21 protein-coding genes are annotated in these 24,401 nt (G+C 65.2%); 14 read left to right on the top strand and 7 right to left on the bottom strand.

The features are described from left to right. Nucleotides 1-235: 235 nt before the first annotated feature. From A3M7_RS0127445 to A3M7_RS0127425, 5 genes are all read left to right on the top strand, one after another. Nucleotides 236-709, top strand: a complete 474-nt coding sequence (locus tag A3M7_RS0127445) for a chemotaxis protein CheW (RefSeq protein WP_027546798.1) — start codon at nt 236-238, stop codon at nt 707-709. Nucleotides 710-740: 31 nt separating this feature from the next. Beyond that, nucleotides 741-1,127 carry a response regulator gene (locus A3M7_RS0127440; RefSeq protein WP_027546797.1) on the top strand — a complete coding sequence of 129 codons (387 nt, stop codon included), beginning with the start codon at nt 741-743 and terminating at the stop codon, nt 1,125-1,127. A 61-nt stretch (nt 1,128-1,188) separates the two neighbouring features. Beyond that, nucleotides 1,189-2,067: a protein-glutamate O-methyltransferase CheR gene (locus tag A3M7_RS0127435; RefSeq protein WP_027546796.1), complete on the top strand. Its 879-nt coding sequence runs from the start codon at nt 1,189-1,191 to the stop codon at nt 2,065-2,067. Between the two features lie 2 nt (nt 2,068-2,069). Then, on the top strand, nt 2,070-2,387 hold the full coding sequence (locus A3M7_RS0127430; RefSeq protein WP_011083221.1) for a hypothetical protein: 318 nt from the start codon (nt 2,070-2,072) through the stop codon (nt 2,385-2,387). Between the two features lie 139 nt (nt 2,388-2,526). Continuing rightward, complete coding sequence (locus tag A3M7_RS0127425; protein ID WP_027546795.1) at nt 2,527-3,030, top strand: response regulator; 504 nt, start codon at nt 2,527-2,529, stop codon at nt 3,028-3,030. Nucleotides 3,031-3,082: 52 nt separating this feature from the next. On the opposite strand, the gene A3M7_RS49895 is transcribed toward A3M7_RS0127425, so the two are convergent. Next, entirely contained in the window at nt 3,083-3,388 is a 306-nt protein-coding gene (locus A3M7_RS49895) for a hypothetical protein (RefSeq protein ID WP_027546794.1), read from the bottom strand. A gap of 166 nt (nt 3,389-3,554) precedes the next feature. Here A3M7_RS49895 and A3M7_RS0127415 point away from each other — a divergent pair, with 166 nt between their 5' ends. Beyond that, entirely contained in the window at nt 3,555-4,190 is a 636-nt protein-coding gene (locus A3M7_RS0127415; protein WP_027546793.1) for a response regulator transcription factor, read from the top strand. Between the two features lie 142 nt (nt 4,191-4,332). Here A3M7_RS0127415 and A3M7_RS0127410 read toward each other — a convergent pair whose 3' ends face one another. Together A3M7_RS0127410 and A3M7_RS0127405 are read right to left on the bottom strand one after the other, a co-directional pair. Then, complete coding sequence (locus tag A3M7_RS0127410) at nt 4,333-7,929, bottom strand: PAS domain S-box protein (protein ID WP_027546792.1); 3,597 nt, start codon at nt 7,927-7,929, stop codon at nt 4,333-4,335. Further along, the gene (locus A3M7_RS0127405; RefSeq protein ID WP_027546791.1) at nt 7,907-8,326 is read right to left on the bottom strand and encodes a response regulator; all 420 of its coding nucleotides are present in this window, start codon (nt 8,324-8,326) and stop codon (nt 7,907-7,909) included. The genes A3M7_RS0127410 and A3M7_RS0127405 overlap by 23 nt, the downstream gene beginning before the upstream one ends. 352 nt (nt 8,327-8,678) lie before the next feature. Here A3M7_RS0127405 and A3M7_RS0127400 point away from each other — a divergent pair, with 352 nt between their 5' ends. Then, the gene (locus tag A3M7_RS0127400; RefSeq protein WP_027546790.1) at nt 8,679-10,850 is read left to right on the top strand and encodes a methyl-accepting chemotaxis protein; all 2,172 of its coding nucleotides are present in this window, start codon (nt 8,679-8,681) and stop codon (nt 10,848-10,850) included. On the opposite strand, the gene A3M7_RS0127395 is transcribed toward A3M7_RS0127400, so the two are convergent. Continuing rightward, on the bottom strand, nt 10,851-11,555 hold the full coding sequence (locus tag A3M7_RS0127395; protein WP_027546789.1) for a GntR family transcriptional regulator: 705 nt from the start codon (nt 11,553-11,555) through the stop codon (nt 10,851-10,853). A gap of 94 nt (nt 11,556-11,649) precedes the next feature. Here A3M7_RS0127395 and A3M7_RS0127390 point away from each other — a divergent pair, with 94 nt between their 5' ends. The 5 genes from A3M7_RS0127390 (at nt 11,650) to A3M7_RS0127370 (ending at nt 16,868) form a co-directional block, all read left to right on the top strand. Next, nucleotides 11,650-12,669: an ABC transporter substrate-binding protein gene (locus tag A3M7_RS0127390; protein ID WP_027546788.1), complete on the top strand. Its 1,020-nt coding sequence runs from the start codon at nt 11,650-11,652 to the stop codon at nt 12,667-12,669. Beyond that, complete coding sequence (locus A3M7_RS0127385; RefSeq protein ID WP_027546787.1) at nt 12,669-13,430, top strand: ABC transporter ATP-binding protein; 762 nt, start codon at nt 12,669-12,671, stop codon at nt 13,428-13,430. Before A3M7_RS0127390 ends, A3M7_RS0127385 begins: the two co-directional genes overlap by 1 nt. Before the next feature lie 13 nt (nt 13,431-13,443). Continuing rightward, on the top strand, nt 13,444-14,307 hold the full coding sequence (locus A3M7_RS0127380; RefSeq protein ID WP_027546786.1) for an ABC transporter permease: 864 nt from the start codon (nt 13,444-13,446) through the stop codon (nt 14,305-14,307). After that, nucleotides 14,304-16,043 carry an L-arabinonate dehydratase gene (gene araD / locus A3M7_RS0127375; protein ID WP_027546785.1) on the top strand — a complete coding sequence of 580 codons (1,740 nt, stop codon included), beginning with the start codon at nt 14,304-14,306 and terminating at the stop codon, nt 16,041-16,043. The genes A3M7_RS0127380 and araD overlap by 4 nt, the downstream gene beginning before the upstream one ends. Nucleotides 16,044-16,148: 105 nt before the next feature. Beyond that, nucleotides 16,149-16,868, top strand: coding sequence for a ribonuclease activity regulator RraA (locus tag A3M7_RS0127370; RefSeq protein WP_027546784.1), 720 nt, complete (start codon nt 16,149-16,151; stop codon nt 16,866-16,868). A 185-nt stretch (nt 16,869-17,053) separates the two neighbouring features. Here the strand turns inward: A3M7_RS0127370 and A3M7_RS0127365 are convergent, their stop codons facing one another. Further along, entirely contained in the window at nt 17,054-19,159 is a 2,106-nt protein-coding gene (locus A3M7_RS0127365) for a S9 family peptidase (protein WP_027546783.1), read from the bottom strand. A 311-nt stretch (nt 19,160-19,470) separates the two neighbouring features. On the opposite strand from A3M7_RS0127365, the gene A3M7_RS0127360 reads away from it, so the two are divergent. After that, on the top strand, nt 19,471-20,907 hold the full coding sequence (locus A3M7_RS0127360; RefSeq protein ID WP_027546782.1) for an MBOAT family protein: 1,437 nt from the start codon (nt 19,471-19,473) through the stop codon (nt 20,905-20,907). Continuing rightward, nucleotides 20,907-22,016, top strand: coding sequence for a hypothetical protein (locus tag A3M7_RS0127355; RefSeq protein ID WP_027546781.1), 1,110 nt, complete (start codon nt 20,907-20,909; stop codon nt 22,014-22,016). Before A3M7_RS0127360 ends, A3M7_RS0127355 begins: the two co-directional genes overlap by 1 nt. 182 nt (nt 22,017-22,198) lie before the next feature. Here the strand turns inward: A3M7_RS0127355 and A3M7_RS0127350 are convergent, their stop codons facing one another. Beyond that, nucleotides 22,199-23,386, bottom strand: a complete 1,188-nt coding sequence (locus tag A3M7_RS0127350) for an alanine--glyoxylate aminotransferase family protein (protein WP_027546780.1) — start codon at nt 23,384-23,386, stop codon at nt 22,199-22,201. Between the two features lie 102 nt (nt 23,387-23,488). Beyond that, nucleotides 23,489-24,214, bottom strand: a complete 726-nt coding sequence (locus A3M7_RS0127345) for a thermonuclease family protein (protein ID WP_027546779.1) — start codon at nt 24,212-24,214, stop codon at nt 23,489-23,491. Nucleotides 24,215-24,401: the final 187 nt, after the last annotated feature.

The raw sequence follows: 24,401 nt of genomic DNA, 5'->3' as shown, positions 1-24,401 counted from the left end.
GCTGGTGTCGCCGGCGGCAATCGAGCGCGGCCGTCAGGCCGGCTTCCACGACTATGTCGCCAAGTTCGACCGTCCCGGTCTGATCGCGGCGCTGAAGGAACAGACCGCGGGCGCCGCCGGCGCCTCCGAGCTGAGCCGGGCCGCGGCGTAACCAGAGCATGATCCGGAAAAGTGTGAAGCGGTTTTCCGACGAGATCATGCTCAAAACGAAAGAACCGGATCAGGAGATACGCTTATGGCCAACAAGATGCAGACCACCGAAGGCGCCATGGTCGAATACGTCACCGCGATGATCGGCGGCCAGCTGTTCGGCCTGCCGATCTCCCGCGTCCAGGACGTGTTCATGCCCGAGCGCGTCACCCGCGTGCCGCTGTCCTCGCGCGAGATCGCCGGCGTCCTCAACCTGCGCGGCCGCATCGTCACCGTGGTCGACATGCGCGCCCGTCTCGGCCTGCCCAGGCCCGAGGACGGCAAGGTGCCGATGGCGGTCGGTGTCGACCTGCGCGGCGAATCCTATGGCCTGCTGATCGACCAGATCGGCGAGGTGCTGCGCCTGCCCGAGGACGGCAAGGAAGAGAACCCCGTCAACCTCGACCCCCGCATGGCCAAGCTCGCCGGCGGCGTCCACCGTCTCGACGGCCAGCTCATGGTCGTCCTCGACGTCGATCGCGTCCTCGAGCTCGAAACCAAGGTCCAAATGGCTGCGTGAGCCAACGAAACATCGAAGCCGGAGAACCAAAATGAAAACGTGTTTGGTGGTCGATGATTCCAGCGTCGTGCGCAAGATCGCGCGCCGCATCCTGGAAGGCCTGGACTTCCAGGTCACCGAAGCCGAGGACGGCTCGAAGGCGCTGGAGATCTGCCAGCGGCAACTGCCCGACGCGGTGCTGCTGGACTGGAACATGCCCGTGATGGACGGCTTCGAGTTCATGGGCCACATGCGCCGCCTGCCCGGCGGCGATCAGCCCAAGGTGGTGTTCTGCACCACCGAGAACAACGTGGCTCATATCGCCCAGGCGCTCAGCGGCGGCGCGAACGAGTACATCATGAAGCCCTTCGACAAAGACATTATCGCCGACAAGTTCGCTGAAGTCGGCTTGATCCCGGTCGGACAAGCCATGGTCTGAGTGTGTCTGGCCCGAGTGTTTCGGCCAGAGTGTTTTCAGTACAGCTTTCGAGAGGCCATCTGTGACCCCGACCGAGTATGAGTATCTGCGCAAGTTCCTGAAGGACAATTCCGGTCTCGATCTGTCCGCAGACAAGCAATATCTGATCGAAAGCCGTCTCTTGCCGCTCGCCCGCAAGGCCGGGCTCTCCGGCATCCCCGAGCTCGTGCAGAAACTGCAAGGCGGCTCGCGCGTGCTCATCACCGACGTGGTCGAAGCCATGACCACCAACGAGACCTTCTTCTTCCGCGACAAGGTCCCGTTCGATCATTTCCGCGACACCATCATGCCTGAGGTCATCAAGGCGCGGGCCGGCCGCCGCAGCGTGCGGATCTGGTGCGCCGCCGGCTCGACCGGGCAGGAGCCCTATTCGCTGGCGATGTGCCTGAAGGAGATGGGTGCAGCCCTCACCGGCTGGCGCGTCGAGATCATCGCGACCGATCTGTCGCAGGAGGTGCTGGAGAAGGCCAAGGCCGGCATCTACAGCCAGTTCGAGGTGCAGCGCGGCCTGCCGATCCAGATGCTGGTGAAATACTTCAAGCAGACCGGCGAGACCTGGCAGATCAATCCCGAATTGCGGGCGATGATCCAGCACCGCCAGCTCAACCTGCTGCACGATTTCGCCCAGCTCGGTACGTTCGACGTCATCTTCTGCCGCAACGTGCTGATCTATTTCGACCAGGAGACCAAGATCAACATCTTCAACCGGCTGGCGCGCCAGATCGAGCCCGACGGCTTCCTCGTGCTGGGGGCCGCCGAAACCGTGGTCGGACTGACCGATACGTTCAGGCCGATTCCCGACCGGCGTGGCCTCTACAAGCCGAACGATCCGCGTGCCGCCGCGGCCAAGCCGGCCCTCGCCGGCGCGGCGCCGCGCATGGCGGTGATGGCAGGACGATAGGCATGGCCGAGGATGGAAAAGGCGCGGAGCGCGTCACCTTCAGTCGCGGCTATGATGTCTGCATCATGGCCATCGACGGCACCTGGCGCCGTGACTGCAAGCTCAACGCCATTTCCGATACCGACGCCATCCTCACGGTTGAAGGCTCGATCCAGGGGCTGAACCTGAAAGAGTTCTTCCTGCTGTTGTCGTCCACCGGCCTTGCCTACCGCCGCTGCGAGCTGGTGCGCGTCAACGGCGCCGAAATGGACATCCAGTTCCTGCGCGGCAAGAACCGGAAGAAGCGCGGCGCGGCCGGCGGCCACGACGCGGCGGCCTGACCGGCGCGTGGCGGCCAGCGCTTTCCGCCACGTTGCTTTACATTTGCTGAAACATCCGGACGAATTTGCCGCGGCGGCTTTACGTGGCCGAAGCCCGCGCCGTGTATCCATTGCCCGTCTCAATCTCAGGAATACGGCAATGCCCAGAAGTTCCCTCTCCCCCGTCCCGTCAAACCTGCCCGACGTCGCCGAGCGGCGTGCGCTCCAGCTCCTGGTGGTCGATGACGACGCCACGCAGCGCAGCCTGATCACGGTCGCCGCCAAGCAGGCCGGCCACGAAGTCACCGTGGCGCCGTCCGTGGCGGAAGCGATCGAGAAGCTCCGCGCCGCGCGCTTCGACTGCGTGACGCTCGATCTCGTGCTGGAGGATGGCGACGGCATCGACGTGTTGCGCGAGATGGCGAAGGCCAAGTTCGCCGGTGCCGTGATCGTCATCAGCGGCATGGACGGCAAGCGCCGCAGCGCCGCCCGCAGCTTCGCCCGCTCCGTCGGGATCCAGCTCCAGGGCCTGCCGAAGCCGCTCGATCTGGCGGCCCTGCGCATCAGCCTCGCCAACCTCGGCAAGACCGCGATGGGGCTGCCGGCGATCCACACCTGGGGTGGTGTCGCCAGCGACGCGATCGTGGAACGGCACCGCACCTGACGCGCGGAGCTGCCATGCAATCGGGCGCGGCCGCCGCCGCGCCGATCGCGACCTATACCGGGTCGCCGGAATCCGACAGGTATTGAAGGGCGCGGCCAAGGCCCGCCCGACAGACGTTGAGGGCGGCGCTCGCCGTGGCATAACGCGGCGTGACGTCGTCGAGCACCAAAATGTCGGTGGAACCCGCCTGATCGCCGCTGTCGTCCCGCTCCAGGCCTGCGTCGATCATGGCTGCGTCGATCAGGCGCATGCTGCTCTCGATCTGCGCGATCAGGCAGCGAAGGTCGGCCGCGATCAACTGACGGCTGTCGGCCTCGGGCGTCGTGACGAGAAGTGGCGTGCCAGCCGAATTTAGCATGGATATTCTCCGTCCCCCGCAATTAGGCGCCATGCCGCTACTTGTGCGTTAAGTCCATGTCCCGTACAAATACGGGTGGGCCGAATCCGCGCCGAACGCCATAAGGGTTGGCGCGGACGCGAGTCCTCAATGCCGAATGGACTCTAATGCCAATTGGACATGGCACATGGCCGAACAAACCTCTCGCGGTGAAATCTTCGTAGTCGACGACGACCCGGCCGTTCGCGACACCTTGTCGATGGTGTTGAAGGCGGCGGGCTATGAGGTGATCTGTTTTGCGGACGGCGCAGCGCTGCTCTCCGTCGCGCGAAACCGCACACCGGCTGCGATCCTGCTCGACGTGAACATTCCCGGAAAGTCGGGTCTCGACATTCTGAAGGAGCTGCAGGGTGAGGATTATCCGGCGCCGATCTTCATGATCTCCGGGCAGGGCGACATCGCGATGGCGGTGGGCGCCATCAAGAGCGGCGCGCTCGACTTCATCGAGAAGCCGTTCCGCGGCAGCGAGATCGTCGGCCGCCTCGACGAGGCGATCGGCGCCTATGCGCGCAGGCAGGCGGAGAACGCAGCGCCGAAATTCGGCTCGCTGCATTTCCCCGGACGCGAGCCGTTGACGCGGCGTGAGCGCGAGGTGCTCGAGCAGTTCGCCGCCGGCGCATCCAACAAGGAAGCCGGCCGCACGCTCGGCATCAGCCCGCGCACCATCGAGGACCACCGCGCCAACATCATGAAGAAGCTCGGCGCGCGCAATGCGGCCGACCTGATCCGGATCGTGATGACCGCGGCGCAGCGCGCGTCGTAAGTCTTTCGGTTGAGCTTTCGTAGCCCGGGTGAGCCAACGGGTCGGCGCGAAGCGCCGCCCGATGACAGGCTCCGCGACACCCGGGAACACTGCCGCAGAGTCCCGGATGTCGCTTCGCTCATCCGGGCTACAGTGCGGCGAGTCACCCCAGCAGCGCCTTGCGGATGATCCGCGCGAGATCCGATTTGCGGTAGGGCTTCGCGAGCAGCAGAACGCCCGAATCCAGCCGGCCGTGATGGATGATCGCGTTCTCGGTATAGCCCGACGTGTAGACCACTTTGAGATCGGGGCGCGTCTTCATCAGCTCGTCGGCGAGCTGCCGTCCGTTCATCTTACCGGGCATGATGACGTCGGTGAACACCAGGTCGAAAGGCTCTCCGGCGGCAACGATCGCGAGCGCTTCCGCGGCGTTCGCAGCCTGCAAGGTGACGTAGCCCAGCGCGTGCAGTTGCGCCAGCACGTAGTCGCGCACCAGCCGGTCGTCCTCGACCACCAGGATCGTCTCGTGTCCGCCCTCGATCGTCGCGGGAATCACGCCGTCGCCGACCGCCGTCGCCGTCTTGCCGGGTGGCAGGTACATCTTGATCGTGGTGCCGTGGCCTTCCTCGCTGTAGATCTTGATGTGGCCTGCGGACTGCTTGATGAAGCCGTAGACCATCGAAAGCCCGAGTCCGGTGCCCTTGCCCGGTCCCTTCGAGGTGAAGAAGGGATCGAACACCCTGGCCAGCATGTTGGATGGAATGCCGGTTCCGGTGTCGCTCACGGCGATCAGCACATAGTGTCCGGGCCGGACGTCGTTGACGCTGGCATAGACCTCGTCGAGATAGGCGGCGCCCGTCTCCACGATCAGCTTGCCGCCGCCGGGCATGGCGTCGCGGGCGTTGAGCGCGAGGTTGAGGATCGCCGTGGTGAGCTGGTTGGGATCGACGATCGCAACGCAGCTCTCCTCTTCGAACACGGATTCGATCTGGATCTGCTCGCCCAGCGTCGGCCGCAGCAGCTTTGCGGTGTCGACGATCAGCGAGTTGATGTCGATCTCGCGCGGCTGGAGCGGCTGCTTGCGCGCGAATGCGAGCAGGTGCTGGGTCAGCTCGGCGCCGCGTCCAGCGGCCTCGTCGATCATCCGGGTGATCGCCGCAAGCTCGGGCTCCTTGGCCACTGCGTCGCTGAGGATTTCGATCGTCCCGGTGATCACGGTGAGGATGTTGTTGAAGTCGTGCGCGACGCCGCCGGTGAGCTGGCCGACCGCCTCCATCTTCTCGGCATGGCGGATGCGCTCCTCGGACGCGATCTTGTCGGTGAGGTCGCGGTAGAAGACGTTGAACAGGATGCCCTCCCGGCGCTTCAGCGCCGTGACGCTCAGCTCGGCCTTGAATTCCTTGCCGTCGCGACGGCGAACCATGAGCTCGCGGCGGCGGTTGAGCCTCCGGCCATCCGCGGACTCCAGGAAGTGCGCGAGGCCGACCGTGACCCGCCGGCGCTCACTCTGTGCGACGATCAGATCGACCGCATTCCTGCCCAGCGCCTCGTCGCGGCGCCAGCCGAACAGCTCTTCGGCCCGCGTGCTCCAGTTCAGGATGATGCTGCGGTCGTCGGTCTGGACGAAGGCGTCGAGCGCGGTCTCGACGATGTTGCGGGCCAGCTGCTCGCTTTCGCGCAGGGACTCCGCGGCGAGCCTTGCCTCGGTCATGTCGCGCCCGACCAAGAAGTAGCGCTTGGCCTGATCGGACCAGTTGCCGAGCCAGGACAGCCAGATCTCGCGTCCGTCCCTGTGGAGGCAGCGGGTGTCGGCGAGCTTCGGATGCCCGCCGCGCCTGAGCGCGCGCATTTCCTCGCGGGATTGATCGAGATGGTCCGGGTGGATGAAATCGACGCCGCTGCGGCCGATCATGTCGTCGGGCGGGTGGCCGAGAACGGCCTCGCAGCTCGGGCTGATCTGCACGATGTGGCCCTGCGAGTCCATGATCATGATCAGGTCCTGCGAGGCGTCGAAAAGCTGCCGCCGCTCCTCGAGCTGCTGCTTTAGCGCCCGCTCGGTCCGTCGCGCCTCGGTGAGGCTGCGCGCCGAGCCCGAGGCGCCGATGATCTCGCCGGAGGGGCCCCTGATCGGCGAGAGGCTCACCGAGATTTCGACCGGGCTGCCATCCTTGCGCAGGCGCGCGGTTTCGAAATGCTCGATCCGCTCACCCCTCGCAATCCGCCGAAGATAGTCCTTGCCCTCTTCGCTGCGATCCGGCGGAAGCAGGATCGACGTCGGCTGTCCGATCGCTTCCTCGGCCGAATAGCCGTAGAGGCGTTCGGCTGCCGCGTTCCAGCCGATGATGGTGCCGTCGAGCGTTTGCAGGACGATCGAATCGTCGGAGGATTGGACCGCCGCGCTGAACAGGCTCTCGCGGACGGCGAGCTGATCGCGGACGGCCTCGGTGCGACGCCGCTCCTCGATCTCGTACTCCAGTGCCGACGTCTTTGCCTTCATCTCCTCGACCATATGGGCAAAGGCCCGCGCCAGCACGCCCGTCTCGCCGCTTGCATCGACGGGAATATCCGCTGGCCGTCCGCTGCCGATGGCTTCCACGGCCGCGGTCAGGCGCCCGATCGGGCGAGTCAGGGAGCGTGCCACCAGCACCGCGAGCAAAGCCGCGGCGAGGACGGACAGCAGGCCGACGAGCAAGGACGTTTTTTGAATGGCGGCCGGCACGCGGCCAAAGACGGCCGGGGGAATGGTCACGATGATTGCGACCCATTCCTTGCTCGCAAGCACCGCAGGCGCGATCGCCGCGCCGCTCGGCCGGCCCGAGGCATCGGTCGTGAGCTGCGTGGATACTCCCGGCGAGCCTGCCAGTGCTGAGAAGAATGGGAAATCATTGCGCCAGTTGGTGGGGTGGCCGCGCAACGAGCCGAATTCTCGTGTCTGATCGGGATGAACCAGATAGTCGCCGCGCGCATTCACGACGTAGATCTCGCCCCCCGAGCTCGTCGTCGAGCGAATGCGGTCGAGTGCCGGACGCATGTCGATATTGGCGATGATGATGCCGAACGGCTTGCCGTCCGGCGTGAACAGCGGCGTCGCGGCCCGCAGGGTCGGCGTGTGCAAGGCCGTGGTTCCCCCCTGGCGGGTCGCGAGTTCGATGGGCGACACATAAATCTCGCCCTGCGCCAGTCGTATCGTTTCCTGAAAGTAGGTTCGTTCGCTCTTGCGCTCCAGTTCGCTGTCAGGGACGATCCGTACTGCTCCGTTCGGGCCGGAGCGATCGACGCGGACCAGTTCGCGCTGGTCGTCGTCAAGGCCGATGATTCGAAACTGCCCGTAGCTGGGTTTGGCCTCGATCTCGGCCGCGAGCCGCGCCGCGATGCGCTCGCGCCAGGTCTGCTCTGAAACGCCGTCGAGGGCGTCGATTCCTCCGCCGAGGTGAGCCCGGATCAGACCGTTGATTCCCGCGGCGGAGCGATAGCCGAGCAGATCGCCGCGAACTCCGGCAACGTAGGATTCAAGATTGGTGGCCAGCAGGCGTGACTGGGCTTCGACCCGCTCCAGGACCCGCGGAATGACGGCTTGTGTTGTGTTGCGATAGCCCAGCCAACCGACTGCGGTCACGGTAGCCGCCACCAGCAGGATCATCGCAATGGCCAGCCGCGTTGCAAGTGTCATGGAGATAATCGCAGGGGTTTCCGGATGACCGCGCCTGTCCTGGCCTGGAGCAGAGGAAGCGCCGTCGTCATCGGCGGCCGGTTCTGACATCGGGCTCCTCCGGCTTGCCCGCGTCGAGGCAGCCGTTGACCGCGGCGAGCAGCGCGTCTGCCCGGAACGGCTTCTGAAGGCTTGCCACTGCGCCGAGCTTGGTCGCCATCTTCAGGAAATCCGGCTCCGCATAAGCGTCCGGCGAGATCGATCGGCCGGAAATGACGATGATCGGAATCGCCGGCTGCTGCGCCCGGATGTGGCGCATCGCCTCCAGCCCGTCCATGCCGGGCATGAAGATGTCGAGAAACAGGAGGTCGAACTGACTGGCCTCGAACAGCGCAAGTCCCTTGTGGCCGTCGCCGGCGACGGTGACGTGATGACCGGCCCTCTCCAGAAGCAGCCGGATCGTGATCTGCACGGCCGGGTCGTCATCCACGATCAGGATGTTGGCCACGTCTGAATTCCTCCGGGTCGGCTGGGACGTTCCAGTGACCGCAAATCAAAGCATCAAAGACGAAATTGTTGCGCGGATTCTGTCCGCCCCGCAAGCGGCTTGCGTTTTGGGTGCGATTGACCCGGCCGGCGCGCAAAGGGGGCGATGCCATTGCAGTTTGTACGCACGCTTGCGTGCATATGAGCCCATGGTATCGCCGTAGTTGTACGGGACCCGGATTTCACCATGAGTTAAAGGCGAGTGACCACAATCCCCCTCAGTTTCGGTACCCGCATTTTGCGCATTTCATTGTCCACATTCTGGCCTCTGCCCCACGCCGGCCGATCAACCGACCACCAGCACGAGATCTTTCATGTTTAAATCGATTGCGAACACCGGCATTCGGACCCGGCTGCTCGGCGGCTTTGCGCTGATCTGCGTTCTGCTCGCCGCGACCGTAATTTACACCGTCGCGGCCGTCTCGGATATCTCGTCGCGCATCAAGACGGTCGTGGATCAGCGAGCGCCGGTCGCCGTCGCAAGCACGGAGCTCGTCGGCAATCTCTACTCCACGCTCTCGGTGCTGCGCGGCTATCTGCTGACCGGCGATGCGCAGGGCAAGCGTGACCGGGCGGCGGTCTGGGCCGACCTGGATCGCACCGCCGCTGCGGTCGACCGCATGGCGGAGGGTTTCTCCAGTCCGCAGAACAAGACCACCTGGAGCGAAGCCAAGGCGCTGATCGCAGAATTCCGCCAGGCCCAGGACAAGGCCGAGCTCACCGCCTTCACCCCGTCGGCCTATCCTGCGAGCGAGCTCCTGGCAAAGGAGGCCGCGCCGCTGATCGCGACCATGTTCGCCGAGATCACCGCGATGATCGACGAGGAGGAGGCACTGGAGGCGACGCCGCAGCGCAAGCGCCTGCTCAAGACCTTCGCCGACGTGCGCGGCAATCTGGCCGCGGCGGGATCGCAATTGCGGCTCTACGTCGCCTCGGGAGAGGCGGCCGACCGTGACAAGTTCGAAAAGCCGCTTGCGACCTTCAGGGCCGCGCTCGCATCCGTCGGGACCCAGGCGGATCTGCTCACCGAAAGGCAGGCGACCGCCTACCGGGCCATCGCCAGGGCGAACGAGGCCTTCACGCCGTTGCCGCAGAAGATCTTCGCGATCCGCCAGACGCCGCAATGGAACATGCCGGTCTTTATTCTGTCCACCGAGGCCGCTCCGCGCGCGGCCCGGATCCTCGATCTTCTCGACGGCAGGAAGGACGCCGAGGGCAAGCGCGCGGGCGGCCTCAAGAGTGACCAGCAGTCCAAGCTTGCCGAGGACGCCCGCAGCGTGGCCGACGAGGTCGAGAGACTGCTTCTGCTGCAATGGATCCTGCTCGCCGCGGGGCTGGCGCTTGGAACGGCGATTGCGATCCTGGTCGCGCGCTCCATCACCCGTCCGATCGTCGAGCTGGTCGGCGATTCCGCGCGCCTGTCCGGCGGCGATACCAGTGTCGAATTCAGGACGGCTGAGCGCGGCGACGAGATTGGAATCGTCTCGCAGGCGGTGGCCAAATTCCGCGACAACGTAATCGCCCAGCAGCAGGCGGCGGCGGAGCTCGCGCGCGAAGCGGAGGCCCGCGAGGCGGCCAACCGCAACACGGAGAATGCGGTCGAGGAATTTCGTGCGACCTCGCGCGACCTGCTCGCGCTGGTCGACGAGAATGCGGGGACCATGCGGCAGACCGCGGAGAGCCTCGGCGGGATCGCGCACCATGCGACGAGCCAGGCAGCTTCCGCGGCGAGCGCCTCCGAGCAGACGGCGGTCAACGTCCAGACCGTCGCCGCGGCGGCCGAGCAGCTTGCGAGCTCCATCGTCGAGATCGGCCGGCAGATCGAACTGTCGAACAAGACCGTGCGGTCCGCGGGCGAGGTCACCGCGCGCTCCGAGGCCGAGATCGAAGGTCTCGCGCACGCGGCCCAGAGCATCAGCTCGGTGGTCGACCTGATCCAGGCGATCGCGGCCCAGACCAACCTCCTGGCGCTCAACGCCACCATCGAGGCGGCGCGCGCCGGTGAGGCCGGCCGCGGCTTTGCGGTGGTGGCCTCCGAGGTCAAGGCGCTGGCCGACCAGACCCGTAATGCGACGCAGGACATCACCCAGCACATTGCCGCGATCCAGAATTCGACCGGCAGCGCGGTCGCCTCCGTCAAGGAGGTCGCAACCGCCATGCGCCGGATCGACGAGGTGACCGCGGCGATTGCCAGCGCCGTGGAGGAGCAGGGCGCGGCAACGCGGGAGATCTCGCAGAACGTCCAGATGGCGGCGTCGGGAACGCAAACGCTGGCCACCAGCATCGGGACCGTCTCCCGCGCCATCGCGGAAACCAACCGCTCGGCCGACGACGTGATGGGGGCCGCGAACCATGTTTCGGCGGCGGCCGAACGCCTCGCCGCCGAGGTGCAGGCCTTCTTCGTCAAGCTGCGCAGCGGTCCGATGGACCGCCGCAGGAGCGACGATGCCGATTATCGCGGGCCGGAGCGGCGCACCGCCGCCTGACTAGTCCGTCAGGTATTCGGGGTGGTGGCTCCGGATCTTGTCGAGCTCGCTTAGCGTGCCCGACAGATGCTTGCGCAGATGCTGTTGCGCGGCATCGGCGTCTGCCGCCTCGATCGCGCGGGTGATCAGTCTGTGGTGGCGCACGATGTTCTGGGCCTTGCCGGGCGAGGGCAGGTGCAGCCGGCGCAGGCGGTCGATATGTCCGCTGCGGCTGCGCACCAGCGCCCACAGCTCCTGTTTGCCGGCGGCTGCATAAAGCTGCGCATGAAAATCATTGTCACCGGCGATGAAGCTCTCGAAGTCCCCGGCCTTGGCGAATTGCTGCTGGAGCGCGATCGCGTGGTCGAGGCGGATGACCAGGGCCTGGTCATGTTGCTCCGCGAGCATCCGGACGATTTCGAGCTCGAGCGCCTGGCGCAGGAAATGGGCCTGCTCGGCGCGGCCGACGTCGACCCGGCTGACCACGGTCGCGTGCTGCGGAAACACGTCGACGAGCCCTTCCTCCTCCAGCCGCATCAGCGCGTCCCGGATCGGCGTCGAGCTGACACCGAATTGCGCGGCGAGATCGGTACGCGACAGCGGTGAGCCCGGCGGCAGTTCGAGCGCGAGAATGGCGTTGCGCAGCCGCTCGAACACCTGCGGCGCGGCCTGGCGGCCGCGATCGAGCCGGGCGGCCGTGCGGGGCGCGGGATGGGCTGATTCCATGACTGCGACTCCGGCGGACTTGCCTTTGATGCACTAATGCATTAGTGCATCAGCAAGGTCTTCCGTCAATGGCGGCCAGAGGAAACGAACAACAATGATGACGCAATTCCAGCGCGGCTGTGCCGCCATGGCCCTGATCGCCGCAACCGTCCTGCCGGTATCCGCGGCGCGTGCCCAGCAGAAATCCGAGATCTCGCTGTCGCGCCAGCCCGGCATTTTCTACATGCCGAGCCACATCATGGAGAAGCAGAAGCTGATCGAGAAGCATGCTGCTTCGCTCGGGGTACCCGGCGTCACCACCAAATGGGTGACCTTCTCCGGCGGTGGCGCGCAGACCGATGCGCTGCTCGCCGGTGGCGTCGACATTCTCAACACCGGCACAGGCAATCTCCTGCTGCTGTGGGACCGTACCCGCGGCGGCGTGAAGGGCATCGTCGCGACCTCGGCGCAGCCGATGACGCTGATCAGTCGCGACGCCAACATCAAGTCGATCAAGGATTTCGGCCCCGGTGACAAGATCGCGGTGCCGACTGTCAAGGTCTCGACGCAGGCAATCGTGCTTCAGATCGCGGCGGCCGAGGCCTTCGGTGCCGATCAATGGTCCAAGCTCGACGCCAACACCGTGCAGCTCGGCCATCCCGACGCCTATGCGGCGCTCGCCAATCCCAAGCACGAGGTGCACACTCACTTCTCGATCCCGCCGTTCACGTTCCTGGAGCTGAAGAACGTGCCGGGCGCGCATGTCGTGCTGTCGTCGCCCGACGTGATGGGCGGCCCGCTCAGCCAGGCGCAATTCTTCACCACGACCAAATTCGCCGACGCCAATCCCAAGATCATCCAGGCGGTGCGCGACGCCACCAAGGAAGCGCAGGACCTGATCCGCAGCGACACCAAACAGGCCGTCGAGATCTACAAGGAGATCACCGGCGACAAGACCTCGGTGGAAGAGCTGCTCGATCTCCTGAAGGAACCCGGCATGATGGAGTGGAATCTCGAGCCGCAGGGCACGATGAAGTTCGCCGCCCACCTCTACAAGACCGGCACGCTGAAGAACCAGCCCAAGGCCTGGACCGACTATTATCTCCCCGTCGCGCACGACCTGAAGGGCAACTGATGGCGCTGCTCGATGTCAGCGGCGTGACGCTGCGCTACAAGACCTCCAGCGCCGTCGTCACCGCCACCGAGAGGGTGAGCTTCACCGTCGACAGGTCCGACCGCTTCGTGCTGCTCGGGCCGTCCGGCTGCGGCAAGTCGACCCTGCTCAAGGCCGTCGGCGGCTACATGAGCCCGAGCGAAGGCCGCATGAGCATCGACGGCCGCGAGATCCACGGTCCCGGCGCCGACCGCATGATGATCTTCCAGGAGTTCGACCAGCTGCTGCCGTGGAAGACCGTGCTCGCCAACGTGATGTTCCCGCTGCTCACCGCGCGAAAGCTGCCGCGCAAGGACGCCGAGGCACGCGCGCGGGCATATATCGAGAAAGTCGGCCTCACCCGCGTCGTCGATGCCTATCCGCACACGTTGTCCGGCGGCATGAAGCAGCGCGTCGCGATCGCGCGCGGCATGGCGATGGAGCCGGACATCCTGCTGATGGACGAGCCGTTCGCCGCGCTGGACGCGCTGACGCGCCGGACCTGCCAGGACGAGCTGCTCCAGCTCTGGAGCGAGACCAGGTTCACCGTGCTGTTCGTGACCCATTCGATCGCGGAAGCGATCCGCATCGGCAACCGTATCCTCTTGCTGTCGCCGCATCCCGGCCGCGTCAAGGCCGAGGTGGTCGATGTCGACAAGGTCTCGGGCGCGGACGGCAGCGCCGGCCGGCTGGAGAAGGAGATCCACGATCTCCTGTTCGCCGCCGAAGCTACGGCGCATTGAGGGAGCCTCCAACATGGGCGAAGCGAGAATATTGCTGCGTGACACGTCGGTCGTCACGGCCGGCGGCGCAGGCGAGGTCGAGCGCAAGCTGAGCGTGCCTGAAATGTTGTGGAACGACGGCTTCGTCCGCAAGACCGTCATCATCCTGTTCCTGGCGGCGGTCTGGGAAGCCTATGGCGTCGCCCTCGACAATCCCCTGCTGTTTCCGACGCTGCACGACACGATCGTCACGATGTTCGAGCGCGTGAAGGACGGCACCATCCCGCTGCGCGCCTGGGCGTCGCTGAAAGTGCTGTTCATGGGCTATTCGGCCGGCATCGTGCTCGCCGCGATCTTCACCGTGCTTGCAATCTCAACCCGCATCGGCACCGATTTCCTGGAAACGGTCACGGCGATGTTCAATCCGCTGCCGGCGATCGCGCTTCTGCCGCTGGCGCTGATCTGGTTCGGCCTCGGCAATGGCAGCCTCGTTTTCGTGCTGATTCACTCGGTGCTGTGGCCGGTGGCGCTCAACACCCATTCCGGCTTCAAGAGCGTCTCCAACACGCTGCGCATGGTCGGCCGCAATTACGGCCTGCGCGGGCTGCCCTATGTCGCAAAGATCCTGATCCCCGCCGCCTTCGGCTCGATCCTCACCGGCCTCAAGATCGGCTGGGCTTTCGCCTGGCGCACGCTGATCGCGGCCGAACTGGTGTTCGGCGTGTCCTCGGGCCAGGGCGGGCTCGGCTGGTTCATCTTCGAGAACCGCAACCTCCTCGACATACCCGCCGTCTTCGCAGGCCTCTTGACGGTGATTATCATCGGGCTCTTTGTCGAGAACCTGATCTTCCGCGCCATCGAGCGGAACACGGTCCAGAAATGGGGCACCCAATCATGACCAAGAAGAAGAAAACACCCGACCAGCTCCGCAGCGCGCGCTGGTTCGCGCCCGACGACCTGCGCTCGTTCGGCCACCGCTCCCGCACCATGCAGATGGGCTACGCCCCCGAGGAGTGGAAGGACCGCCCGATCATCGCGATCCTCAACACCTGGTCGGACGCGCAGCCCTGCCACATGCACTTCAAGTCGCGCGTCGACGACGTCAAGCGCGGCATCCTGATGGCCGGCGGCCTGCCGCTGGAGCTGCCGGCGCTGTCATTGTCGGAATCGCTGCTGAAGCCGACCACGATGCTCTATCGCAATCTGCTGGCGATGGATGCCGAGGAGCTGCTGCGCAGCCATCCCGTCGACGGCGTGGTACTGATGGGCGGCTGCGACAAGACCACGCCGGCGCTGCTGTTAGGGGCGACCTCGATGAACATTCCGGCGATCTATCTGCCGGCAGGTCCCATGCTGCGCGGCAACTGGAAGGGCAAGACGCTCGGCTCCGGCTCGGACGGCTGGAAATACTGGGACGAGCGGCGCGCCGGGCAAATCTCCGACAAGGACTGGCTCGACATCGAAGCCGGCATCGCCCGCAGCTACGGCACCTGCATGACCATGGGCACCGCCTCGACCATGACCGCGATCGCCGAAGCCATCGGCATGACGCTGCCGGGCGCCTCCTCGATTCCGGCAGCCGATGCCAACCACATCCGCATGGCCAGCGAATGCGGCCGCCGCATCGTCGAGATGGTGTGGGAGGATCTGACGCCCAAGACGATCCAGACCCGAAAGGCCTTCGAGAACGCGATCGCGGTCGCGATGGCGATGGGCTGCTCGACCAACGCGATCATCCATCTGATCGCGCAGGCCCGCCGTGCCGGCCAGGACATCGGGCTCGACGATTTCGAGATCGCGAGCCGCAAGGTGCCTGTCATCGCCAACGTACGGCCGAGCGGCGACGCCTATCTGATGGAGGACTTCTTCTATGCCGGCGGCCTGCCGGCGCTGATGGGCCAGATCAAGCCGCATCTGCATCTCGACTGCATCACCGTCACCGGAAAGTCTCTGGGCGAGAACATCGCCCATGCCGAGGTGCACAATGACGACGTGATCCGCTCGGTCGACAATCCCATCTACAAGGAGGGCGCGCTCGCCGTGCTCAAGGGCAATCTCGCGCCCGACGGCTGCGTCATCAAGCCCTCCGCCTGCGCGCCGCGCTTCCTCAAGCACACCGGACCTGCGCTGGTGTTCGACGACTATCCGTCGATGAAGAAGGCGGTCGACGATCCCAATCTGGACGTCACCGAGGACCACATCCTGATCCTGCGCAATGCAGGCCCGCAAGGAGGGCCGGGCATGCCGGAATGGGGCATGCTGCCGATCCCGACCAAGCTCGTGAAGCAGGGCGTGCGCGACATGGTGCGCATCTCGGACGCGCGCATGAGCGGCACCAGCTACGGCGCCTGCATCCTGCACGTTTCACCGGAGTCCTACATCGGGGGCCCGCTGGCCCTGGTGCAGAACGGCGACCGCATCACGCTCGATGTCGCCGCCCGAACCATCAATCTCGACGTATCGGAGGCCGAGCTCGCAAAGCGCCGCGCCGCCTGGAAGGCGCCCGAGCGCCGCTTCGAGCGCGGCTATGGCTGGATGTTCACCAAGCACATCAAGCAGGCCAATGACGGCTGCGACTTCGACTTCCTCGAGACCGATTTCGGCGCGCCGATCGGCGAGCCGTCGATTTATTAGTTTCTGTCGTTCCGGGATGGTCCGAAGGACCAGACCCGGAACCTCGAGATTCCGGGTTAGATGCTGACGCATCGCCCCGGAATGACGACCATGAGAGAGTACGAGATGTCCAAACTCAGCGAAGCCACCCGCAACAAGCTCAAATCCGTCTCAACCGCCACCGTCGCGACCGCCTTGTTCAAGCGCGGCCTGCGCATCCAGATGATCCAGGATGTGCATCCTCTCGGGGCCGATCAGCCGACCATGGTCGGCGAGGCCTTCACGCTGCGCTACATGCCGGCGCGCGAGGATCTCAACACCATCGACGTGTTCAAGGACCGCTCGCATCCGCAGCGCAAGGCGGTCGAGGATTGCCCTCCGGGCGCCGTGCTCGTGATGGACAGCCGCAAGGACGCGCGCGCGGCCTCGGCCGGTGCGATCCTGGTGACGCGGCTGATGAAGCGCGGCGTCGCCGGCGTCGTCACCGACGGCGGCTTTCGCGATTCCGCCGAGATCGCCAAGCTCGGCATCCCCGCCTACCATCATCGTCCCTCGGCGCCGACGAACCTCACGCTGCATCAGGCGATCGAGATCAACGTGCCGATCGGCTGCGGCGACGCGCCGGTGTTCCCGGGCGACGTCATCCTCGGCGATGCCGACGGCGTCATCGTCATCCCCGCGCATCTGGCCGACGACATCGCCAACGAGACGTTCGAGATGACGGCGTTCGAGGACTTCGTCACCGAGGAAGTCGGCAAGGGCCGCGGCATCTTCGGCCTCTATCCCGCCACCGATCCGCAGACGCTCACCGATTTTGCGGCGTGGCGGAAGAAGAACGGACGGTAGTTGAACAGTCGGTGGCGCCACAACACCAGCGTCGTCCCGGCGAAGGCCGGGACCCATAACCACAGGGAGAAGTTTGGCGAAGACTCGCAGTTAATAAATCTTCGCTCGGTACAGCTACCTGCGCTTCACGGATAAATCACGCGGTATGGTCCCGGCGTTCGCCGGGACGACGGCGGTGGGTGTGGTTACATCCCGGCCTCCGCCATCCCCGCCGCCCACAGCGCAAACGCATAGACGATCGCGACTTCGTCGAGACGGTCGAAGCGCCCCGAGGCGCCGCCGTGGCCGGCGCCCATGTTGGTGCGCAGCAGCACCGGGCCGCCGCCGCGCATGGTGGCGCGCAGGCGCGCGATCCATTTGGCGGGCTCCCAATAGGTGACGCGCGGATCGGTCAATCCGCCCATGGCCAGGATCGCCGGATAGTCCTTCGCCGCGACATTGTCGTAGGGCGAGTAGGACAGGATGGTGCGAAAATCCTTTTCGCTCTCGATCGGGTTGCCCCATTCCGGCCATTCCGGCGGCGTCAGCGGCAGCGTGTCGTCGAGCATGGTGTTGAGCACGTCCACGAACGGCACTTCGGCGACGATGCCGGCGAACAGCTCGCCGGCGCGGTTCGCCACCGCGCCCATCAGCATGCCGCCGGCCGAGCCGCCATGGCCGACGATGCACTTTGCGCTTGTGTACCTGGCGTCGATCAGCGCCCGCGCGCTGGCGGCGAAATCGTCGAACGAATTCGTCTTCTTCTCGCGCTTGCCGTCGAGATACCAGCCCCAACCCTTGTCGGCGCCGCCGCGGATATGGGCGATGGCGTAGACGAAACCGCGATCGACCAGCGACAGGCGGTTGGCGCTGAACGAGGCCGGCATCGCCATGCCATAGGAGCCGTAGCCGTAGAGCAGGAGCGGTGCCGATCCGTCGAGCTTCAGCCCGCGGCGATAGAGGATCGAGACCGGGACCTCGGCGCCGTCCTGCGCCTTCGCCATGATGCGTGTGGTGACGTAGTCGGCCGCATTGTGGCCGGACGGGATCTCCTGGCGCTTGCGCAAGGTCCGCGTGCGCTTGGCCATGTCATAATCATAGACCTCCGACGGCGTCGTCATCGACGAATAGGCGAACCGCAAATTCGTCGTCTCGAACTCGTAGGAACCCATCGTATCGAGCGAATAGGCGGCTTCGTCGAAGGCGATGGCGTGCTCCTCGTCCGTCGCGAGATCGCGGATCACGATCGCCGGCAGCGCATTGGCGCGCTCTAGCCGCACCAGATGGCCGGCATAGAGATCGAGGTCGATGATGTAGATGCCCGGACGATACGGAATCAGGTCGCGCCAGTTCTTGCGCTCGGGCTGGCTAAGCGGCGCGGTGACGATCTTGAAGTCGATGGCGTCATCGGCATTGGTGAGGATGAAGAGCTGATCGCCGCGGTCGGCGAGCGAATATTGCACGCCTTCCTCGCGCGCCGCGACGAGGCGCGGCGGCGTATCAGGGCTTTCGAGGTCGATCAGCCGTTGCTCCGAGGTCTCGTGATCGCCGCCCGCGATCACGCAGAAGCGGCCGCTGGTGCTCTCGTGCAGATGGGTGAACCAGCCGGAATCCTGCTCCTCATAGACGAGGGTGTCGTCGGCCTGTTTCGTCCCCAGCCGGTGCTGCCACACCTGCATCGGGCGGTGATTGTCGTCGAGCTTCACATAGAAGAAGCTTTTCGCGTCCTTGCTCCAGACGATACCGCCGTCGGTCTCCTCGACGAGGTCGTCAAAGTCCTTCCCCGTCGCCCAGTCGCGCACGCGGATCGAAAAATATTCCGAGCCCTTGGTGTCCGCGCTCCAGGCTTGCAGCTTGTGATCGTAAGAATGCCGGCTGCCGCCGAACTTGAAATATTTGTGATCTTTTGCCAGCGCGTCGCCGTCGAGCACGATATGCTCGTTGCCGCCCTCGCGTGGCATGCGGCCGAACAGCTCGTGCTGCCCGCCCTCGCGAAACCTGCGGAAATAGGCGAACTGGCCATCCGGCGACGGCACGCTGGAATCGTCCTCCTTGATGCGCCCGCGCATCTCGCGCACCAGCGTCTTCTGGAGGGCGGCGGTATGGCCGAGCAGGCTCTCGGTGTAGACGTTCTCTTCATCCAGATATTTGCGGATATCAGGGTCGAGCACCTTGGGGTCGCGCAACACCTCCTGCCATTTTTCGTCCTTCAGCCAGGCATAGTCGTCGGTCACGGTGATCCCGTGCCGGGTGAAGCTGTGCGGCCGGCGCGGGGCGACGGGGGGCTGGGAAGGTGTCTTGGCTTGTGTCACTCGATCCTCATTGCGTCTCACCGGAACCCATCTCGTCATGCGCGGGCTTGACCCGCGCATCCATCAAAGACGAATTCTTGAGCGATGGATTGCCGGGGCAAGCCCGGCAATGACGGCCGTAGACGGCGGCGGGTCGCGCATCATATGGCGACGAGCGCATGAATTGCCAGCGCGACTGCGCCAAGGACTGCGCCAAGTCGCCGGGTTGTTGATCGGCCCCTTGTATGCTTTAGGGGCCAAGTCCTTTAGTAGCAAAGTCCTTTAGTGGCCAGGTCCTTTAGTGGCCATGTCCCCGCCGCCGGTCCAGCCTGATGCTGTTCAATTCCTACCCGTTCATCCTGCTGTTCCTGCCGGCCGTGCTGGCCGGGTACTTCTGGCTCGGGCGGCGCGGCAATCTGACCCCGGTGATCTGGCTGGCGGCCGCCTCGCTCGCCTTCTACGCCATCGGCAGCTGGCAGTTTGTCGCGCTGTTGCTGGCGTCGATCGCCTTCAACTACGGCATCGGCTACCTCCTGATCGCGGCGGAGCTCGCACCAATGCAGCGCCGGGCGGCGCTTGCCGTCGGTGTCGCCGGTGACCTTCTCGTGCTCGGCATTTTCAAATATGCGGGCTTTGCCGCCGACAATCTCAATGCGCTGCTCGGCACGCATGTCGCGGTCCACATCCTGCTGCCGGTCGGCATCTCCTTCTACACCTTCACCCAGATCGCGTTCCTGGTCGATGCCTTTCGCGGCCAGGTCGCGGCCTACGCGCTGCCGCACTACGCCCTGTTCGTGACCTATTTTCCGCATCTGATCGCGGGGCCGATCCTCCATCACAAGGACATGATCCCGCAATTCGAGCAGGAGGAGTCCAAGCATCCGCACGCGCATCTGATCCTGTGCGGAATCATCATCTTCGCCATCGGCCTGTTCAAGAAGACCTGCCTCGCCGACGGCATCCAGCCCCTGGTCGCGCTCGCCTTCGACGCGCGCTCGCCGAGCTTCGACCAGGCCTGGCTCGGTGCGCTCGCCTACACGTTCCAGCTCTATTTCGACTTCTCCGGCTATTCCGACATGGCGATCGGGATATCCCTGATGTTCGGCATCTTCCTGCCCGTCAACTTCAACTCGCCGTACAAGGCCACCAGCATCGTCGAGTTCTGGCGCCGCTGGCACATGACGCTGTCGCAATTCTTGCGCGACTATCTCTACATCCCGCTCGGCGGCAACCGCCGCGGCCGCGCGCTGCGCTACGTCAATTTGATGGTCACGATGCTGCTCGGCGGGCTCTGGCACGGCGCGGCCTGGACATTCGTGGTGTGGGGCGCGCTGCACGGCGCCTATCTCTGCATCAATCACGCCTTCAACGCGCTGGTGCCGGCCATCCCGTCGCCTCTCGCGCGCCCGGTCCGCATCCTTGGGGCCGTGCTGACCTTCCTGGCCGTCGTCGTCGCCTGGGTGTTCTTTCGCGCCGAGCGGGTCGATTGGGCGTTGCGGATCACCAGTGCCATGGCTGATCCCTTGAACATCGTCCTCGGCCGCGAGGAGATCGCGGCGCTGGTGCAGGTCACGATCTATGCGGCACTGGTGTGGCTGGCGCCGAACACGCAAGCAATCATGGGCTACGATCACGGCAATCGCAGGGTCGGCGAGAGTTTGCGGGCAGGCCGCATGCGGCCGCTGGTCCTCTATGTTGCGTCGCTCGTGCTCGCGTTCGGGATCCTGGGCATCCAGAGCCACAGCGAATTCATCTATTTCAGGTTCTGATGCGGGGATCGTTCACCAGCGTGAGGCGTCTTCTCCTTGCGAGCGTCGCGTGCGTGCTGGGCGCAGCGGCGCTGACTTTTGCCGTCGACCCCCTGCAGCTGTTCCGCCCCTCGCGCCTCATCGCGCCCTTCTATTCCGACGACACGCGCATGCAGAATGCCGGGCTGATCCGCAGCCAGTCGTTCGACACCGCCTTCATCGGCACCTCGCTCGCGATCCATTTCCGCCAGAGCGACATCGACCGCGCGCTCGGCGTCCATTCGCTCAAGCTGGCGATGACCGGGTCCAACTCGCGTCAGCAGGGCTTCGTGCTGGAGCAGGCGATCGATCGCGGCGCCCGGCGCGTGATCTGGGCGATGGACGATTTCAGCTTTGTCGATGCGGCCGGCATCGAGGCTGATCCCTATCTGTCCGTCGATCTCTACCGGAGGACGGCCAAGGGGATCGCGGCCTATCTGTTCAACGCCGCCATGGCGAAGGAATCCCTGTTCGCGCTGCTGCGGTCGATTCCGCCGCTGCGGGAGCCGTTGACCCGTGCGGCGCCGTTTCTCCCCGTCAAGTTCGCGCTGTTCGACGTCGACGAAATCTACGCGCTGCCACGGGATTTCGACGTCGCGCGCGCCTACAACGCGGAGAGGACGCGCGCTGCCTTCGCCTACATCACCGATCCCGTGCGCAGCAGCTTTCTCGGCGAGGGCTACGGCTATGACGCCATGGTCCGGCATTTCGAGCGCGACGCCGTCGGCCTGATCACGCGCCATCCGGACGTGACCTTCGACATTTACTTCCCGCCTTATTCGATCCTGCAATTCGTCGCGATGCGCGATGCCTCACCGGCGACGCTGAAGATCGTCATCGATCTCACGGCCCTCATCGCGCCGCGCCTGACGCAGCTTCCCAACGTGCGCCTCCACGATTTCCGCGCGATCAAGGCGGTGACCCACGACCTCAACAATTACGGCGACGTCATCCACCATTCGCCGGTCATCGATGCAATGGTGCTGAAGTGGCTGGCGAGCGGGGAGCATCGGGTCGATCCGAAAGCACCGCTGGCGGCGCTGGAGGAGCTGAAGGCGCAGGTCGAGGCATATCGGGTGCCGCAGCCATAGCCAAACACTCCGCTGTCGTCCCGGCGAAGGCCGGGACCCATAACCACAGGGAGAAGTTTGGCGAAGATCATCAGCCAAGAGGCGCTCCCGCGGTACGGGTAGCGTGCGTCATCGATAGATCACGCGGTATGGGTCCCGGCTTTCGCCGGGACGACAGCGGAGGGTTAGGCGCAAGCTTGCGCCTACGCCGCCACCTCTTCGCCGAGATACGAAACCGCCGCTTCCAGCCCGCCCTTGCCGTGCGGGATCTTCAGCGCGTTGAGGCCGATCTCGATCACCCCGAGCGTGCCGAGCAGCATCGGTGCGTTGACATGGCCCATATGGGCGATGCGGAAGGCTTGTCCCGAGAGATCGCCGATGCCGGTGCCGAGCACGACGCCGCACTTCTCCTTGCAATAGCGTTGCAGCACTGCGGGATCGTGGCCGTTGTTCATGGTCACCGTGGTCACGGTGTTGGAGCGCTCGCTGGCCTCGGCGACGTTGAAGCCGAGCACCTGGCCTTCCGACCAGGCGGAGACCGCACGCCGCGCGGCTTCGCCGAGCAGGCTGTGGCGGCGGAAGGCGTTTTCAAGCCCTTCCTCGTGCAGCAGGTCGATCGCCTTGCGTAGCGCGAACAACAGATGCACCGGCGCGGTGCCGGCATATTTGCGGTAGTTCTCGGCGCCCTCGCGCTCGCTCCAGCTCCAATAGGGCGTCGACATGTTCGCCTTCTTGTGCACTTCGAGCGCGCGCGCATTGGCGGCGACGAAGCCGAGGCCGGGCGGCGTCATCAGGCCCTTCTGCGAGCCGGACATCGCGACGTCGATGCCCCATTTGTCCATCTCGAACGGCATGCAGCCGAGCGAGGCCACGGTGTCGACCATGTACAGCGCGGGATGGCCGCTCGCCTTGATCGCCTTGCCGATCGCCTCGATGTCGTTCTGCACGCCCGAGGCGGTGTCGACCTGGACGACGACGACGGCCTTGATGGTGTGCTCCTTGTCGCGGCGCAGGCGCTCCTCGACCTCGTGCGGCCGCACCGCGCGGCGCCAGTCGCCCTTGAGCACCTCGACCTCGGCACCCATCAGCGCGGCTGCATTGCCCCAGCCGATTGCGAAACGTCCGCTCTCCAGCACCAGCACCTTGTCGCCACGCGACAGCACGTTGCTCAGCGCCGCTTCCCAGGCGCCGTGCCCGTTGGCGATGTAGATGTAGGACTTGCCCTTGGTCGCAAACAGCTTCGAGATGTCACCGAGCAGGCTCTCCGTCAGGTCGAGCATCTCTTGGGAGTAGATGTCGATCGCCGGACGATGCATCGCCCGCAGCACCTCGTCGGGCATGTTGGTGGGCCCGGGGATGGCCAGAAACTCCCGGCCCGCGCGAACGGTCATTGCTGTTGGTCCTTGTTGCTTGAGAACAGGCTGGTGGGTCGCTGAATCATACTTTTACGCGCTGCTGCGATGCAAGAAAAGCACGCAAAATGCAGGGCTGGGTTATCTTTTGGTCTCCCGACAACCGGCGGCTTCCGCCTCCTCGACCGAGCAGAACCAGCGGGTGCCCTTGCTGATCTTCATCTTGATCTGGGTGTACCAGCGGCTGGTCGGCTGGTGATAGATGCACTCGCCGGCGGTGTTGACGTTGCCCTTGATGGTGCAGTCGGGCGAGGGCGCGACCGGCCCCGAGGCCGAGGCAAGCAGCACCGAGTGCGCCCCGTCGGGCGGCTTGGTGGCGCCCAATATCGTCGTCTTCTTGTTGCGCACGCGCCAGTCCCAGGGCGCGATGAAGGCGCCCTGCCACATGCCGGCCTTGGCCTCACGCGCGGCGGCCTCGTCGGCGTCGTAATCGTGCGAAACGCGGGTGTAGGACAGCGCCCAGCCGCTGCGCACCAGCCATTTCTGGATGTCCTCGCCGCCGACCTCGCAGCGCGCCACGGTGCGGCCGCGGCGGTCGATCGCGCGGGTGTGGCAGACCCAGTTCTTGCCCTCGGTGTATTTGGCGAGCTCGTCGCGCGCCGCGATCCCGCAGGTCCAGCGCTCGGTATTGGTGTTGAGGCAGAGCTGGTCGGACGACGGCGCGTCGATGCCGCCGAGCCGGATCCTCGTGTTGCCGATCACGACGGAATCGCCGTCGCGGACCTTCGCCGTGCCGGTGATGTCGGCGGCCTGCGCCAGCGACGGCAGGGCGAGCAAAGACAGCGCAATCAGGAATTTTCGCAACATGCCGGTCCGCGTGTTCAGGAAAATCGCGATAGACCCCGCAATTGTGGTCGGCTTTTGGCCATCCGGCCAGCATATGCCTAACGGATGGGCTTTCAACTTCCTGTCATTGAATGACGGACGTAGGGTGGGTTAGCCCCGCGCTGCGCGAAGCGCAGTCGCTCGGCGTAACCCACCTCTTTGGTCTCTA

Source organism: Bradyrhizobium sp. WSM2254, assembly GCF_000472645.1.
Taxonomy (GTDB): Bacteria; Pseudomonadota; Alphaproteobacteria; order Rhizobiales; family Xanthobacteraceae; genus Bradyrhizobium; species Bradyrhizobium niftali.
This window is presented reverse-complemented; position numbering and strand designations above follow the sequence as displayed.